Genomic DNA, 14920 nt, shown 5'->3' on the forward strand with positions numbered 1-14920 from the left:
TATGGAAGATAGTAAAAATAAAAAACCAAGAGTATTTTATCTTGATGATGACGAAATCAATCTAGCCATACTGGAAGCTAATTTAGAAGATTATTATGAAATTATAGGCTTTAGTGATCCTAACAAATCCATAAAATTCCTCAAAAAAAATGAGGTTGATGTGATCTTAACGGATCAAATCATGCCATTGATGGACGGAATTGAATTCTTACAGGCCATTCAAAACATTCAGCCAAATGTTGGTAGGATATTATTAACAGGTGTAGTGAATCACGAGGTGATGCTGCAAGCTATTAATAAAGTAAATATTTATAGGTTTCACGAAAAGTCGGACAATTTTGACGGCTTAAAATTTGATATTGATAATGCATTCCAGATGGTAGTTGCATTAAGACAGAAAGACTATTATTACAAACAGTTGATTGAGACATCTGAAAAGCTGAAAATAATCTCAGATAATGTTCCTGCCCAGATTATACATACCGATTTGGATGGAAATATTTTGGAAATAAATCAAGAAACTACTGCCCTGACGAAGGCTAGCATTGGAAAAAATATTTCTGACTATTTACCTGATGATGAATTAAAAAAGCTTTTTCAAACAATGGCTAGAGTGGTTAGAACCAAAAAAAGTCATAATATTATTACGCGAGCCTTTAATTTTTATGAAAATTTCCAATGGTTTTCGACAGTTATTGGTCCTTTACATTCCAAGAATGAGCTAAGTGGATTTCTTATGGTAAGTCAGGATATAACAGATCGGATTAATCATGAAGAAAAAATCATGTCTGCCGTAATTGAGGCTGAGGATCGACAAAAAAGTAAAATAGCTAGAGATATTCATGACGGACTTCAACAGACCCTGACTATAGCACTTTTGAATTTTGAATCTTTGGATGAACAATCAATTCAGATTTCAGAAAATGAACTTGAAAAATTCAAACAGGGTGTTAAATTCTTAAGAAAAGGATTGCAGGAGACGAGAAGTATTGCGTACGAGTTGATTCCTAAGTCCGTAGAGGATTTCGGATTTGTTGATACTATAAAAGAGCTTATTGGAGAATTTAATAACACTTTAGATGATACTGAATTCAATTTCTACACCAATCTTGATAAAAGAATTGAAGATTTGAACATTGAATATAATCTTTTCAGAATAACTCAAGAATCATTGAATAATATAATTAAATATGCTAATGCAACTGAAGTTTTTGTACAATTAACACGATATGACAATATTTTACAATTGACCATCGAAGATAATGGGAAAGGATTTGACGTAGAGAAAAAGCTCAATTCAGACTTCAGTTTTGGGTTGTTTAATATGAATAAAAGAGCGGAAAGTTTGTCTGGAAAAATGACCATTGAATCAAAAGACGGCACCTTAGTTTTTGTAGAAATACCTCTAAGAAAGAAAATAAATAACAATTCTAAGGAGATTGAAAATTAGCTTGATGTAACAATATTTATTCTAAAGGGTTAATATTAAAGTACTTTTTAATGTAAATAATCAAATTATGGATACGAAAGATGCTTTAAAGCAAAAACTTGTTTCACAATACGAGGAATGGAAAGCCGATTTTAATAAGTTGAAGGCAGAAACCAAAGGAGCTTATGCTGAAGGCCAGTTAGAAGGCAGTAAGGAAGCAAAAGAATTGGAATCTAATATGGATAAAATAGAAGCTTTTATTGATAAGCTGGAAAATGCCAATGAAGAAGACGTTCAAGAATTAAAATCTAAAGCAGATGGTCAATTAGACGGACTAAAAAGTGCCTGGCAGAACTTAAAGGATAAATTTAATACGACTAGATAAATTTTTAAATTTTAAAAAATATAAGCTATCGATCTATTTAGATAGCTTATATTTTGCATAATCCCTTACTATTTTACCTCAGTTACTTTCAACATATTAGTTCTATTCTTTTCTTTGATTGGCATACTCGCCATTAAAATGATGATATCACCGCTTTGAACATGATTATCTCTTTTCAAAGTTTTCTCAATGTCAGCAAAGGTCTTATCGGTACTTTCATAATTTTCATAAATGTAGCCCCTTACACCCCATACCAGATTAATGGTTTCTAGCAAATCATGATTTCCAGTGAAAATGAAGATTCCCGCTTTTGGACGGTGACTTGCTAATCTGTAAGCAGTATATCCAGATTTGGTCATTCCAACAATAGCTTTTGCATTGGTTTCCTCAGCTAGCTTACAAGCTGTTTGCACTAAATTATCGCTGTTAAAAGTCGCGGAATTTCGCGATACATGGCCGTATTTGTGGTAGATAGAATCATGTTTTTCAATGCTTGCAATAGTATTAGACATGCTCAAGACAGACTCAACAGGATATTGTCCCGCTGCTGATTCGGCAGATAGCATAACTGCATCCCCACCATCTAAAATTGCATTGGCCACATCATTTGTTTCTGCCCTAGTAGGCCTAGGGTTTTCGATCATACTTTCCATCATCTGTGTAGCTACAATCACAGGTTTACATGCATCATTACATTTTTTGATGATCATTTTTTGAGCTAAAGGAACATCTTCCATCGGGATTTCTACTCCTAAATCTCCACGAGCCACCATAACTGCATCTGTGGCTTCAATAATATTGTCAATATCTTTCAATGCCTCCGGTTTTTCTATTTTCGCTACTACTTTGCAATCTTTTCCGTTGTATTTAATTCTGTTTTTTAAATCAAGAACATCTGCAGCAGAACGTACGAATGATAAAGCAATCCAGTCTACTTCATTTTTAAGGCCAAATTTTAGATCTTCTAAATCTTTGTCTGTTAAACTAGGGGCTGAAACTTTTGTAAAAGGGAGATTGATACCTTTTTTTGATTTCAATTCATTTCCATAAATAATTTTAGTTTTTACTTCCGTTTTATCAGATGACAGAACTTCCAACTGAATGTTACCGTCATCAATTAGAATAAGATCGCCTTTTTTGACATCAGAGGGGAGGCCTTGATAAGTAGTAGATGCTTTCTTAGCATCTCCTTCCATTTCTTGAGTTGTTATGATAAATTCGTCTCCAGCCTTAATGTTGACACAGCCACCTTTAATCTCCCCAAGTCTAATTTTTGGGCCTTGTAAATCTTGAAGTATGCTGACGTTAGTGCCCCATTCTCTATTGATTTCTTCAATATATTGCAAAGTTTGCTGATGGACTTTATGGTCGCCATGTGAGAAGTTGAGTCTAAAAACATCCGCACCTGCTTTTACTAACTTTTGTAACATTTCTTTAGTGTTGGAAGCTGGGCCAACTGTTGCTACTATTTTTGATTTGTTAAATTTGATGCTTTCTTTTTTCATTGTAAATAGATTTATGTCATTAGGTTCACAACCGATTTCAGCCGGTTGGCATCCAATATTTGAATCAAAATTACATTTTTTATTTTACTTAGTGTACTTTTTACATTAAGTATTTCCAATTCTTCAGTATCATCTTGTATAATGAGGAAATAATCAATATTTTTCATTTCTGGAATTAGGAAAGCTTGCTGAGCCTCACTTTCATTTAATTTATTTTTCAGTAATTTTATGGAAATGTTCTCTGTTTGATGTCGAAAACAAGAAGTGTTGAGGTGAAGCCCTTTTTTAAGTTCAATAAAATGGTCCTTTGTTCTTTTTAGAGTAAAATGAGTATGTTGATTTATATGCCAGGCCATTTGAAAATCGGTCAATGCAGAGGAGATGGCCAGAAGTTGAAAATCAACCTTGAAGGTATCTTGTAACAATTTATTGTTCATGTGATCAAGTTATGAATATTTCAATTTAATCTAAAACTTGATTAATAAAGTTGCAACAAAAAGCAAAATACTTGGACGAAAGGAAAAAAATTGTTTGACATTAATGGGGGAAATACATTTCTTTGCGGAGTATTTAAAACTAAAATTCTAAAATAATGTCTGAAATAGCACAGAAAGTAAAGGCAATTATCATTGACAAACTAGGAGTAGAAGAGTCAGAAGTGACTGCAGAAGCAAGTTTCACCAATGATTTGGGAGCAGATTCACTGGATACAGTGGAGTTGATCATGGAGTTTGAAAAGGAATTTAATATTTCTATTCCTGATGATCAAGCCGAAAACATTGGTACTGTTGGACAGGCCATTTCTTACTTAGAAGAAAACGTAAAATAATTTAATAGCTCAAAATTCTTTTATGAATTTAAAAAGGGTAGTTGTAACGGGACTGGGTGCATTAACACCTATTGGTAATTCTGTCGAAGAATACTGGGAGAATCTTGCTTTGGGAAAAAGTGGAGCCGGTCCCATTACTAAATTTGATGCGTCCAAATTTAAAACGCAATTTGCCTGCGAGGTAAAAAATTTCCAAGCTGAGGATTATCTAGACCGAAAAGAGGCTAGAAAGATGGATCCATTCACTCAGTACGGAATGATTACGGCAGAGCAAGCAATTCAAGATTCTAAACTCGACTTATCAAAAATAGATTTAGACAGGGCAGGAGTGATTTGGGGCTCAGGAATCGGGGGGTTAAAAACGTTTCAAGATGAAGTAGATAACTTTGTATCAAACGATAGAAATCCGCGCTTCAATCCATTTTTTATTCCCAAAATGATTTCTGATATCTGTGCAGGACTTATCTCCATAAAATATGGATTTAGAGGTCCAAATTTTGTGACAGTATCTGCATGTGCATCGGCAACGAATGCCTTAATTGATGCCTACAATTATATCCGTCTTGGAAAAGCTGATATATTCATATCTGGTGGCTCTGAGGCTTCTGTAACCGAAGCAGGGATCGGTGGCTTTAATGCCATGAAAGCATTGTCAGAAAGAAATGATGATCCGAGTACGGCATCTCGTCCATTTGACAAAGACAGAGACGGATTTGTTTTAGGCGAAGGTAGTGCGGCTTTGATTCTTGAAGAATATGAGCATGCTGTGGCCAGAGGAGCTAAAATTTATGCAGAAGTTATTGGAGGTGGAATGTCTGCTGATGCCCACCATATGACTGCACCACACCCAGAAGGATTAGGAGCTACAAACGTAATGAAATATGCCTTGGATGATGCTCAAATTGATGCTTCTGAGGTGGACTATATAAATGTGCATGGAACCTCTACTCCATTAGGAGATTTAAGTGAGTCCAGTGCTATAAAAAATGTGTTTGGGGATCATGCTTATAATTTAAATATTAGCTCGACCAAGTCCATGACTGGGCATTTATTAGGTGCTGCTGGGGCAGTTGAAGCATTAGCTTGTATCTTTGCTTTAGAGAAGCAAATGGTTCCACCTACTATAAACCATTTTACAGATGATGAGGAATTCGATCCAAAATTGAATTTCACATTTAATAAAGCGCAAGAACGAAAAGTAAAAACAGTATTAAGCAATACCTTTGGTTTTGGTGGGCATAATACTTCTATCTTACTTAAGAAGTTAGATTAATTTCCGACCTTGATTAGGCGATTTTTAACTTCATTCAAAAAATTATCAAAAAAAGACAAAAGGCTTGTCGCTACAGTTAAATCAATTGTTGGCTACAAGCCTTTTCGTTTAGAGTTATTTCAGTTGGTGACACAGCATTCCAGTGTAGCTAAAACTCTTCCCAATGGCTTTAGGGCTTCAAACGAAAGACTTGAATATCTAGGGGATGCAATATTAGGAGCTGTAGTGGCGGACTATCTTTTCAAAAAATATCCCTTTAAGGATGAAGGCTTTCTTACCGAGATACGTTCTAGATTAGTAAACCGAGAATCATTGAGCTTATTGGCTAAAAAAATTGGTATCAGCCAAATGTTGGAATCTGATTTTTCCAAAAACCGATACCATTTTAAGTCAATCTATGGCGATATGATGGAGGCCTTTATTGGTGCAGTATATATCGATAGAGGATACCAGTTCTGCAAGACGTTTATAATCAATAAATTACTGATCCCGCATTTTGATTTAGATGAAATAATTGAAAATAATACCAATTATAAAAGTATTCTAATTGAATGGTCACAAAAGGAAAATAAATCTATAAGATTCGATATTGAAGATTATAAACAAGAAGGGATGAAAAAGGAATTTAGAGCTGTTATTATAATCAATGGTGATAAGTTTGCTAAAGGGGCTGGACTCAATAAGAAGAAAGCGGAGCAGAATGCTGCTTTTAAAGCTTGTCAGAAATTAAAACTGTCTTAGGAACAGATAGTTTAATTTGTTGTTATAAAACCATAATTATGAAAATTGCAGGCGCAACTCTTAATCAAATCCCATTAGATTGGAAAGGTAATACTCAAAACATCTTAGAGGCATTGATGGATGCTGAAAAACAGGGGGTAAAGTTATTGTGCTTTCCTGAATTAAGTATTTGTGGCTATGGTTGCGAGGATGTTTTTCTGAGTGATTGGATGTGGGAGAAAGCTTTAAGAACCTTAACTGAAAAAATCCTGCCACTTGCTCCGGCTTTGGCTTTTACTGCGGGATTACCAATAAAACATGAGGGTAAATTATATAATTGCATTGCTTTTTGCAAAGATGGAACTATACAATCCATCATTCCAAAACAAAATTTAGCGAAGGATGGTGTTCATTATGAACCCAGGTGGTTTACCGAATGGGAGGTCAACAGGAAGGATACTTTAAACTTAAATGGAGAAGAAATCCCAATCGGTGATTATACGATTGATTTTGAACATTATACTATTGGATTTGAGATTTGTGAAGATGCTTGGAGAGTTGATAGACCTGCCAATAGGCTAAGAAAAAGAGGAGTTAATTTAATTTTAAATCCCTCTGCAAGTCATTTTGCTATTGATAAATCTTTAAGTAGACAGGAATTGGTTGTGAGCAGTTCTAAAGATTATAATTGTACTTATATCTATGCAAACTTATTAGGAAATGAAGCCGGCAGGATGATCTATGATGGTGAACTAATGATTGCTAAGGATGGAGAGCTAAAGTTCAGAAATGAATTACTGTCTTTTAAAAATTATCAGCTAGGAATTTGGGATACAGAAAAAGAGCACTCAAAGATTGCTGCAAACTTTGAATCAAATCCAAATCAAGAATTCACAAAGGCGGTGAGTTTGGCATTATTCGATTATTTAAGAAAAAGTCATAGTAATGGTTTTGTCTTATCTTTGAGTGGGGGAGCTGACTCATCCACTTCAGCAGTTTTGGTTGCAGAAATGATCCGTTCAGGGATAGAGGAATTGGGATTAGAACTATTTCTACAGAAGATTCATAAGGCAGTGTGGTTTTCGGAATTGGAAAACAAACAGAATGCTAGAAAGGAAATCGCTAATCGGATATTCGCCACTGCCTATCAAAGCACAGAAAATTCAGGTAGCGCTACATTGGAGTCTGCTCAAAAACTTGCAGAAGAAATTGGTGCAGTTTTCTATCATTGGGGAATCGATGAAGAAGTAAAAAGTTATACCGAGAAAATATCCGAGAAAATTGGAAGAAAATTGAACTGGAGCGAAGATGATATTGCACTTCAAAATATTCAAGCCAGAGCTAGATCACCCATTATATGGATTTTAGCAAATATTAACAATGCGCTTTTACTAACTACTTCAAACAGGAGTGAAGGAAGTGTTGGTTATACCACGATGGATGGAGATACTAGTGGAAGTATAGCGCCTATCGCGGCTATTGATAAGCCTTTTATTATTCAATGGCTAAAGTGGGCTGAGAAGACTTTATCTTATAAAAGTTTAAGCTATGTTAACAGCTTACAGCCTACTGCTGAACTAAGACCTGAGGATCAATCTCAATCCGATGAAACAGATTTAATGCCATATCCATTATTGCAAAGGATAGAAGAATTGGCGATACGGGAGAGGTTGTCACCATTAGGTGTCTATAAAGAAATCAAATCGTCTTGGAGCGGAGACCTGAGTAGTCTAAAATCTTCCGTTCAAAAGTTTTTTAAGTTATGGACAAAAAATCAATGGAAGAGAGAAAGAATTGCTGTTTCCTTTCATTTGGACGACTATAATGTAGATCCTAAAACTTGGTGTAGATTTCCTATTTTGTCATCTTCATTCAAAGAGGAACTTGAAGATCTGGAAAAAGCAGAATAAATCATTGAGATTTCTCATTTTACCCTAATTTTGTGTTAAACGAAAATAGAATATGCTTAGCTACATAGTATGGTCACCGAAGCCTTACATTCTTGATTTGGGATTTACTGAATTAAGATGGTATGGTTTACTTTTTGCCCTGGGATTCATTATATCTCAACAAATAATGTTTTACATCTTTAAAAAAGAAGGGAAAAAAGAGAGGCAAGTTGAAGTTTTAACCCTTTATATGGTTGTGGCTACTATAATTGGAGCTAGATTAGGACATGTCCTTTTCTATGAACCAGTGAGATATTTAAGTAATCCCCTAGACATTTTGAAGATATGGGAAGGTGGTTTAGCAAGTCATGGTGGTGCCGCAGGCATTTTAATAGCACTCTATTTATTCTCAAGAAAATATCAAGACATAAGCTATTTATGGATTCTGGATAGAATCGTGATAGTAGTAGCAATTACGGGTGCCTTAATTAGAACAGGCAACTTCATGAATTCTGAAATCATAGGTAGTCCTACTGACAAATCGTTTGGAGTTGTTTTTGGGCGAGAAGTTGAATTAAGATTAAGTTATCTTGCTTCTGCCATAGAGGATGTTGAAATTGAAAGTGTTAGTAAATCGAAATTGATTGAAGGTTCTCTTGAAAGCGAGTTTGAACATCCTGTGAAGTTGATTGTGGCCTATAATGATAAAAATAAATTGGAGGATGTGAAAAGATTTTCTGAGACCCAATTGTTAAATAAACTTCAAGAAGATAATATTCGGCAGCATGTAAAATTTTCAAAAAATACTGAATTTGACTATAATCAAAAAGGTGGTTTTATTTACGTGACAACCTACGGAGATGGAGTCCCTAGACATGCATCCCAATTGTATGAAGCCATTTCATGTTTACTGATTTTCTTGTTATTGTTTTATTTATGGAATAAAAACAGAAGTGGATTGGCAGACGGCCGACTTTTTGGTATCTTCCTGATTGCTTGTTTTGGTTTGAGATTTCTTTATGAATTTATTAAGGAAAACCAGGTAGCTTTTGAGGATGGACTAGTCCTTAACATGGGGCAGTGGTTAAGTATTCCATTGGTATTGGCTGGATTTTATTTTATTTTTCAATCTTTTAAAGCTGAGAAAGGAATTTAGGGAACAGGGTCAAAACCAGATCCACCCCATGGATGGCACTTCGAAATCCGTTTTGCTGATAATTTCGAACCTTTAAATAAACCATGTTTTAATATAGCCTGTTTAGTATATTCTGAACAGGTGGGTGTAAAACGACAGGAAGAAGGAAATAAAGGTGATATACCATACTGATAAAACAATACTGGCCACACAGCAATTTTTCGTACGATTTTTGTTAATTGATACTTTTTGTTTTGTCCCAAGTTCAAATTTTATGAATTAAAATTAGTAAGAAATTAAAATAATATCTTTAAATATCGAGTCAAATCTTAAGCTTTCCTTGAAATTTATATTCAAGCTTAGTCTGCTATGTGTCATTTTCCCAGTACTAAGTTCTCATAACGCAAAAAGTCAAGTGACGGTTGAAACTGATTTAGGAAGACTTGAAGTAGTTAACAGAACCAAAGATAGCCTCCAAAATCAAATTCTTTTTTTAGAAAAAATCGAAATTAGGGGGAATAAGAAAACAAAACGAAGGATTATTACCCGAGAAATAGATATCCAAGCTAACGTCAGCTATCCTTTTAGGGAGTTGAAAGACTTGATTAAGCTTGATGAAAATAAGATTTTCAATACTGGTTTGTTCAATAGTGTCAGAGCTGAGCTGGAATTTGTAGAAGGAAGCGAAAATAATATTAAAGTTGTATTCTTCGTAGAGGAGAGGTGGTATATATGGCCGAGCGTCATCTTTAAACTAGCGGATAGGAACTTTAGTGACTGGCTATTCAATCAGAATGCAGCCACTGATCGATTTGAATATGGTTTTAAGTTTGATCAGTTCAATGTTCGGGGGTTAAATGAGCGTTTGTCAGCAATGGCACAGTTCGGTTTTAAAAGGCGTTTTTATTTTGGTTATAACATTCCCTACTTAAATAAAGATCAAACTTTTGGTATGGGTTTAAGCTTTTCATTCAGTGAATTAGATCAAATTGATTATACAAATATTGCTAATAAACGCCTGTTTATTGATGCGGACAGTATATTCGGAGACGATGGTGAAAGGCAAATCATCTCAAATACACTTACTAGCAATTTGGTTTTCAACTACAGAGAATCGTACTACAATACGCACACCATGCGGTTAACCTACTCGCGAACTACGATCCTCGAGGAAGTTCTTCAATTCAATGAGGACTATTTGGGGAGAAATGGTGAGGTAGAGCAAAACTATATTGGTTTATCCTATATTTTTAGGAGAGATTTTAGGGATCGTAATAATTACCCCCTTAAAGGCTTTTTGATTGACGGGAGATTTACCAAAATGGGCTTAGGAATTTTTAATGATATCAACCAAGGCAATATACAAGCACACTTGGCTTATTTTAAGCCCCTAAAATATAACTTTAATATAGCTTCTTCATTCACTGGCTATACTAGTTTCCCGCGCTTTCAACCTTATAATTCTATGCAGGGATTGGGTTTTGCTAATAATCTCTTGAAAGGCTATGAGCTATATGTTATTCAAGGTCAGCATTACGCAATGAATAAAACTGAGTTTAAGAAAAGGCTATTTTCAATTGAAGCTAATTTAGGAAGATTGATGCCATTAAAACAATTTAGAAAAGTTCCGATTGCAGCTTATTTTAAAGTATTTTATGATCATGCTTACGTTCAAAATAATTTGCCCCAAAGCAGCAAAACTACTGTGAGCCCACTCTTATCCAATAGGTATATATATAGTTATGGTGCCGGATTAGATATTGTAACTTATTATGATGCAGTTGTGAGGTTTGAATATTCTATCAATGCTTTAAATGAAGGAGGATTTTTCATTAATGTGAAATCTGGTATTTAAGTTTAAGAAAATTTTATTTACTCAAAAGCACTGGTTACTAAAAAAGTAAAACGAAGAAATACAAATCAGAATCCTATTTAAAGCGTAGACTCTATTTAATATCTGATTTATCAACCTTTTTCTTTTTCCCAAACCTGTTGAAATAATACCAATTCCCTATTTTTTCACCTTTACTATAATATCCTTCGTAGGTTTTTCTTCCCTTATCATCAAAGTATTGCCATAGCCCATCTTCTTTCCCATTTTGATAGTCGCCTGTTTGAATAATTTGACCTGATTTATTGAAGAATTGCCACGGACCATCTGGTAGTCCTTTCTGATAATTTCCAATTTGTCGTAATCTGCCGTTTTCATAGAAAAAATCCCACTGTCCGTGATAGTTACTATCTAAATATTCCCCCTGTTTTTCAACCTGACCATTTTCAAAAAAATAAACTGATCTACCTTCCAATTCTCCATGCAGCCAATTTTCTTCGGAGGAAATCTGTCCGTTCGGATAGTAATTGATAATCTCGCCATTTAGTTTGCCATCTTGATATTTTTCTATTGCATTTATTTCGCCATTGGGATAGAAGTACTTCCAATGTCCATGTTTTGCGTTGTTTTGAAGTTCACCAAAGGCTTTTAGCTCTCCAGAATCGTAATATATTGAATCAAGCTGAGCGAAGATTTCAGTCGGAAAGCTTAGAACAAAAATTGCGTATGCACAATATTTTTTATAATTTTTCAACTTATTTTTCATTTAGGCTCCTAGCTAATTTAATCACTTTGAGCTTATAATTTGTATTAAGTGCATGAAAATTTTCAACCTCATACCCATTTTATTGATTATATCTCTTAAAACTCATGCGCAATCTATATACGCCCCAGTATCAAGTCGAGGGATTGGCATGGGGGATGCCTCTGTCACTGTAGACGGTTACTGGGCCTCTTTTCAAAATACTGCAGGAATTACTTCTACTAATAGTTTTGAAGTTGGAGCCACTTATGCAAACAGATTTAGCATGCCGGGCATGGATTTTATGGCAGTCGGTATCACCAGCAAACTGCCTTTCGGTCATGCATCTCTCAATGTTTTCCGCTTTGGGGATGATATTTATAATGAGCATAAAGTCTCGCTAGGATATGCTACTGAAATTGGAATAATTAGAATTGGAGGAAGGACCAATTATCTTCAGTATGTGGTACAGGATTTAGGTACTAGAAGCAGCTATTCTGTTGATTTTGGTGGAATCGCTATGTTAACTCCACAGTTGGCAATTGGTGCTCAAGCCTTGAATATTACTCAGTCTAGCTTAAATGCCAAAACTGAAGAACGAGTTCCCACTTTATTGAAATTGGGAATATCCTACAGACCAAGAGATTATTTCATGATAAATGCGGAAGCTGAAAAGGATATTTTAAAAACAACTTTACTAAAGCTTGGTGCAGAATATAATTTCTTAGACAAATTCTATTTACGGACAGGACTAAATAGTAATTCATTTCAGTCCTTCTATGGGCTAGGCTTTCAGTATCTGAGTTTTCAGTGGGATTATGCCCTTAGTAATCATGCGGAAATGGGATTTTCACATAGTGTTTCTATGCACTATAAATTGAATGCGAAATGAAGATTTCATTTTTTACTATAATACTTTTCATTTCAGCACTAGCCAATCCTTTTAATTCGCAAGCCCAAGAGTTTGACTTAGAAGATTTTATTGAGCGTAATTTTTCAGTGCAAGACGAGAATACCAATTATGAAGATATTTATGAAGCTTTGTTTCAACTTTACCAATCGCCAATCAACCTAAATATTGCCTCGCGTCAAGATTTACAATCAATATTATTGCTTTCCAATATTCAAATAAATGAGTTTTTGACGCACAGAGCAAAAAACGGAAAATTGCTAAGTATTTATGAACTTCAGTCCATTCCTGAATTTGATCTGGAAACTATAGACGAAATTCTTCCTTTTGTAAGCGTACGAGAAACTGGCTTACAAGCTGATAATAGACCATTATTACAAAGAATATTAAATGAAGAGAATAATTATTTAATTATTAGATCTGACAGAACGCTAGAAAAGAGGCGAGGATATATTTCTACAAAAGAACGGGATAGAGAATATTTAGGTGATCCATATAGAGTTTACACCCGCTTCAGAGTAAAGCACACAGATGATTTTAGTCTAGGGTTTACAACTGAAAAAGATGCAGGAGAACAATTTAAATGGGATCCCAGTCATAGTCAATACGGGATGGATTATTGGTCTTTTCATGCACAGTTGGAAAATCAGGGAAGGTTAAAGAATATCGTTGTTGGTGACTATCAGTTGCAATTTGGGCAGTCTTTATTGTTTGGTGCTGGCTTCGCAATAGGCAAGGGGAGTCAAACGGTAGCAACAGCACGTAGAAGTAATCTTGGTGTTTTACCTTACACCTCCGTGCTGGAGACTAATTTCTTTAGAGGGATTGCCACCACAATTGAGTTGAATGATTTCTTGGATTTGACCACCTTCTATAGCTATAATCCGATCAATGGAAATTTAGATTCAGATTCAGCAAGAAGTGCTGAAGAGTTTTTCACCTCCATCAGATTGACTGGTTTTCATCGGACTGAAGATGAGTTAGCCGGAAAAAATGCTATCAACACGCAGAATTTTGGAGGTAATCTACTATTTAATACCGAAAGGGAAAACTTGAATATTGGTTTAAATTATATACATACTATTTATGATCGACCATTTTTTCGCCAGCCTAATAAATATAATCAATTTGAATTTGGTGGAACTGAAAATCAGAATTATGGCCTTTTTGCTAATTATTATTGGCGTAATTTTCATTTATTTGGGGAAAGCGCCATCAGTAGTTCTGGAGGAATTGGGGCCATAGGTGGTTTTATCGCTTCGATCACTCCAAGTCTGCAGACCAGCTTTATCGTAAGGAATTATGATAGAGATTTTCATACATTTTATGGGACCGCTTTTGGCGAAAGTACTAGGAATATAAATGAGCAAGGCGTTTACTGGGGAATAAAATTTCAACCCTTCAAACGACTGACTTTTTCCGGATATTATGATCGTTTTAATTTCCCATGGCTTAGATTTCGTGCTGATGGACCATCCATAGGAAATGAGTTCTTAGGTCGAGTTACTTATCGGTTTAGTAGAGAAATAAAATTATATGCTCAAGCGAGAGTTGAAAATAAAGAGCGGAATGTAGATCTAGAGGATAATCCCAACCTATATGGATTGTCTACAGCTGAGAAAAGAAATTACATCTTAAATTTAGATGTCAGACCAAAAGGTATTATTTCACTAAAAACCAGAGCACAGTTTAGTGAATTTTTGCTTCAAGGGGAATATTCAACTGGGATGGCCTTAATTCAGGATGTTAATTTTGACTTCGGAAGGTTTCGGTTAAGTACACGATATTCTATTTTTGACACTGACGATTTCGAAAATAGGCAATATGTTTATGAGAAGGATGTTTTATATGCGTTCTCAATCCCGGCCTATCAAAATGTGGGAAGTCGATCTTATGCTCTTTTGCAGTATAAATTTTCAAAGAAACTGCAAATGTGGGCTCGATATGCCCAGTTTCGATTTGTGGATCAGTTTACTGTAGGAACTGGTAATGAAGAAATAGAGGGGGATACCAGGTCGGAGGTAAAAGTGCAGATGATGATGAGGTTTTAGAGGTTAGTTAAAATCAGTTAAAAATGGATTTCTAAACCTAAATATAATCCGCATTCCTTTGGAATTTTTGTGTTGTATTTCTGTAGCTGTTACCAAAAGTTCATTCTTTTGGAACTTAGATGCTATGAAATTTATTGATAAAAATGTCATTTACTTCTTAAGCATCTGATTAGCGATTGGTCAAATAAAATCCCATTTAATTTCCGCAAAACTTTTTTCTT

General features: G+C 34.9%; 14 protein-coding genes. 10 read left to right on the forward strand and 4 right to left on the reverse strand.

The window, feature by feature from the left end:
* Position 1 precedes the first annotated feature (1 nt).
* On the forward strand, positions 2–1450 hold the full coding sequence (locus AAC601_RS03925) for a response regulator (RefSeq protein ID WP_303268325.1): 1449 nt from the start codon (positions 2–4) through the stop codon (positions 1448–1450).
* A 67-nt stretch (positions 1451–1517) separates the two neighbouring features.
* Entirely contained in the window at positions 1518–1814 is a 297-nt protein-coding gene (locus AAC601_RS03930) for a hypothetical protein (RefSeq protein WP_303268327.1), read from the forward strand.
* A gap of 68 nt (positions 1815–1882) precedes the next feature.
* Here the strand turns inward: AAC601_RS03930 and pyk are convergent, their stop codons facing one another.
* Together pyk and AAC601_RS03940 are read right to left on the reverse strand one after the other, a co-directional pair.
* On the reverse strand, positions 1883–3319 hold the full coding sequence (gene pyk, locus AAC601_RS03935; RefSeq protein WP_303268329.1) for a pyruvate kinase: 1437 nt from the start codon (positions 3317–3319) through the stop codon (positions 1883–1885).
* An 11-nt stretch (positions 3320–3330) separates the two neighbouring features.
* Complete coding sequence (locus AAC601_RS03940; protein ID WP_303268330.1) at positions 3331–3756, reverse strand: IPExxxVDY family protein; 426 nt, start codon at positions 3754–3756, stop codon at positions 3331–3333.
* Between the two features lie 155 nt (positions 3757–3911).
* Here AAC601_RS03940 and AAC601_RS03945 point away from each other — a divergent pair, with 155 nt between their 5' ends.
* The 5 genes from AAC601_RS03945 to lgt are packed head-to-tail and all read left to right on the forward strand — an operon-like array spanning position 3912 to position 9186.
* Positions 3912–4148 carry an acyl carrier protein gene (locus tag AAC601_RS03945; protein WP_013453317.1) on the forward strand — a complete coding sequence of 79 codons (237 nt, stop codon included), beginning with the start codon at positions 3912–3914 and terminating at the stop codon, positions 4146–4148.
* Between the two features lie 22 nt (positions 4149–4170).
* Positions 4171–5421 (forward strand): beta-ketoacyl-ACP synthase II, encoded by a 1251-nt coding sequence (fabF, locus tag AAC601_RS03950; RefSeq protein ID WP_340152528.1) that lies wholly within the window; start codon positions 4171–4173, stop codon positions 5419–5421.
* Positions 5422–5430: 9 nt separating this feature from the next.
* Positions 5431–6162: a ribonuclease III gene (gene rnc, locus AAC601_RS03955; protein ID WP_303268337.1), complete on the forward strand. Its 732-nt coding sequence runs from the start codon at positions 5431–5433 to the stop codon at positions 6160–6162.
* A gap of 38 nt (positions 6163–6200) precedes the next feature.
* Entirely contained in the window at positions 6201–8051 is a 1851-nt protein-coding gene (nadE, locus tag AAC601_RS03960) for an NAD(+) synthase (RefSeq protein WP_340152529.1), read from the forward strand.
* Positions 8052–8103: 52 nt separating this feature from the next.
* The gene (gene lgt, locus AAC601_RS03965; protein WP_303268340.1) at positions 8104–9186 is read left to right on the forward strand and encodes a prolipoprotein diacylglyceryl transferase; all 1083 of its coding nucleotides are present in this window, start codon (positions 8104–8106) and stop codon (positions 9184–9186) included.
* Here lgt and yidD read toward each other — a convergent pair.
* Positions 9183–9428, reverse strand: a complete 246-nt coding sequence (gene yidD, locus AAC601_RS03970) for a membrane protein insertion efficiency factor YidD (RefSeq protein WP_303268342.1) — start codon at positions 9426–9428, stop codon at positions 9183–9185. The two genes, lgt and yidD, sit on opposite strands and share 4 nt — an antisense overlap.
* Positions 9429–9505: 77 nt before the next feature.
* On the opposite strand from yidD, the gene AAC601_RS03975 reads away from it, so the two are divergent.
* Positions 9506–11020: a BamA/TamA family outer membrane protein gene (locus tag AAC601_RS03975; protein WP_303268343.1), complete on the forward strand. Its 1515-nt coding sequence runs from the start codon at positions 9506–9508 to the stop codon at positions 11018–11020.
* 91 nt (positions 11021–11111) lie between these two features.
* On the opposite strand, the gene AAC601_RS03980 is transcribed toward AAC601_RS03975, so the two are convergent.
* Positions 11112–11750, reverse strand: a complete 639-nt coding sequence (locus AAC601_RS03980; protein ID WP_303268344.1) for a toxin-antitoxin system YwqK family antitoxin — start codon at positions 11748–11750, stop codon at positions 11112–11114.
* Between the two features lie 64 nt (positions 11751–11814).
* On the opposite strand from AAC601_RS03980, the gene AAC601_RS03985 reads away from it, so the two are divergent.
* Together AAC601_RS03985 and AAC601_RS03990 are read left to right on the forward strand one after the other, a co-directional pair.
* Positions 11815–12630, forward strand: a complete 816-nt coding sequence (locus AAC601_RS03985; protein WP_303268345.1) for a hypothetical protein — start codon at positions 11815–11817, stop codon at positions 12628–12630.
* A complete protein-coding gene (locus AAC601_RS03990; RefSeq protein WP_340152530.1) occupies positions 12627–14699 on the forward strand; it encodes a helix-hairpin-helix domain-containing protein in 2073 nt (690 codons plus the stop codon). The genes AAC601_RS03985 and AAC601_RS03990 overlap by 4 nt, the downstream gene beginning before the upstream one ends.
* The last annotated feature ends 221 nt before the right edge of the window (positions 14700–14920 follow it).

It is taken from the genome of uncultured Marivirga sp. (assembly GCF_963974845.1).
Lineage (GTDB): Bacteria > Bacteroidota > Bacteroidia > Cytophagales > Cyclobacteriaceae > Marivirga > Marivirga harenae.

Excerpts from the sequence above, each read along its gene's own strand:
- AAC601_RS03925 (WP_303268325.1), top strand. The coding sequence starts at position 2 with ATGGAAGATAGTAAAAATAAAAAACCAAGAGTATTTTATCTTGATGAT.
- AAC601_RS03930 (WP_303268327.1), top strand. The coding sequence starts at position 1,518 with ATGGATACGAAAGATGCTTTAAAGCAAAAACTTGTTTCACAATACGAG.
- pyk (WP_303268329.1), bottom strand. The coding sequence starts at position 3,319 with ATGAAAAAAGAAAGCATCAAATTTAACAAATCAAAAATAGTAGCAACA.
- AAC601_RS03940 (WP_303268330.1), bottom strand. The coding sequence starts at position 3,756 with ATGAACAATAAATTGTTACAAGATACCTTCAAGGTTGATTTTCAACTT.
- AAC601_RS03945 (WP_013453317.1), top strand. The coding sequence starts at position 3,912 with ATGTCTGAAATAGCACAGAAAGTAAAGGCAATTATCATTGACAAACTA.
- fabF (WP_340152528.1), top strand. The coding sequence starts at position 4,171 with ATGAATTTAAAAAGGGTAGTTGTAACGGGACTGGGTGCATTAACACCT.
- nadE (WP_340152529.1), top strand. The coding sequence starts at position 6,201 with ATGAAAATTGCAGGCGCAACTCTTAATCAAATCCCATTAGATTGGAAA.
- lgt (WP_303268340.1), top strand. The coding sequence starts at position 8,104 with ATGCTTAGCTACATAGTATGGTCACCGAAGCCTTACATTCTTGATTTG.
- AAC601_RS03985 (WP_303268345.1), top strand. The coding sequence starts at position 11,815 with ATGAAAATTTTCAACCTCATACCCATTTTATTGATTATATCTCTTAAA.
- AAC601_RS03990 (WP_340152530.1), top strand. The coding sequence starts at position 12,627 with ATGAAGATTTCATTTTTTACTATAATACTTTTCATTTCAGCACTAGCC.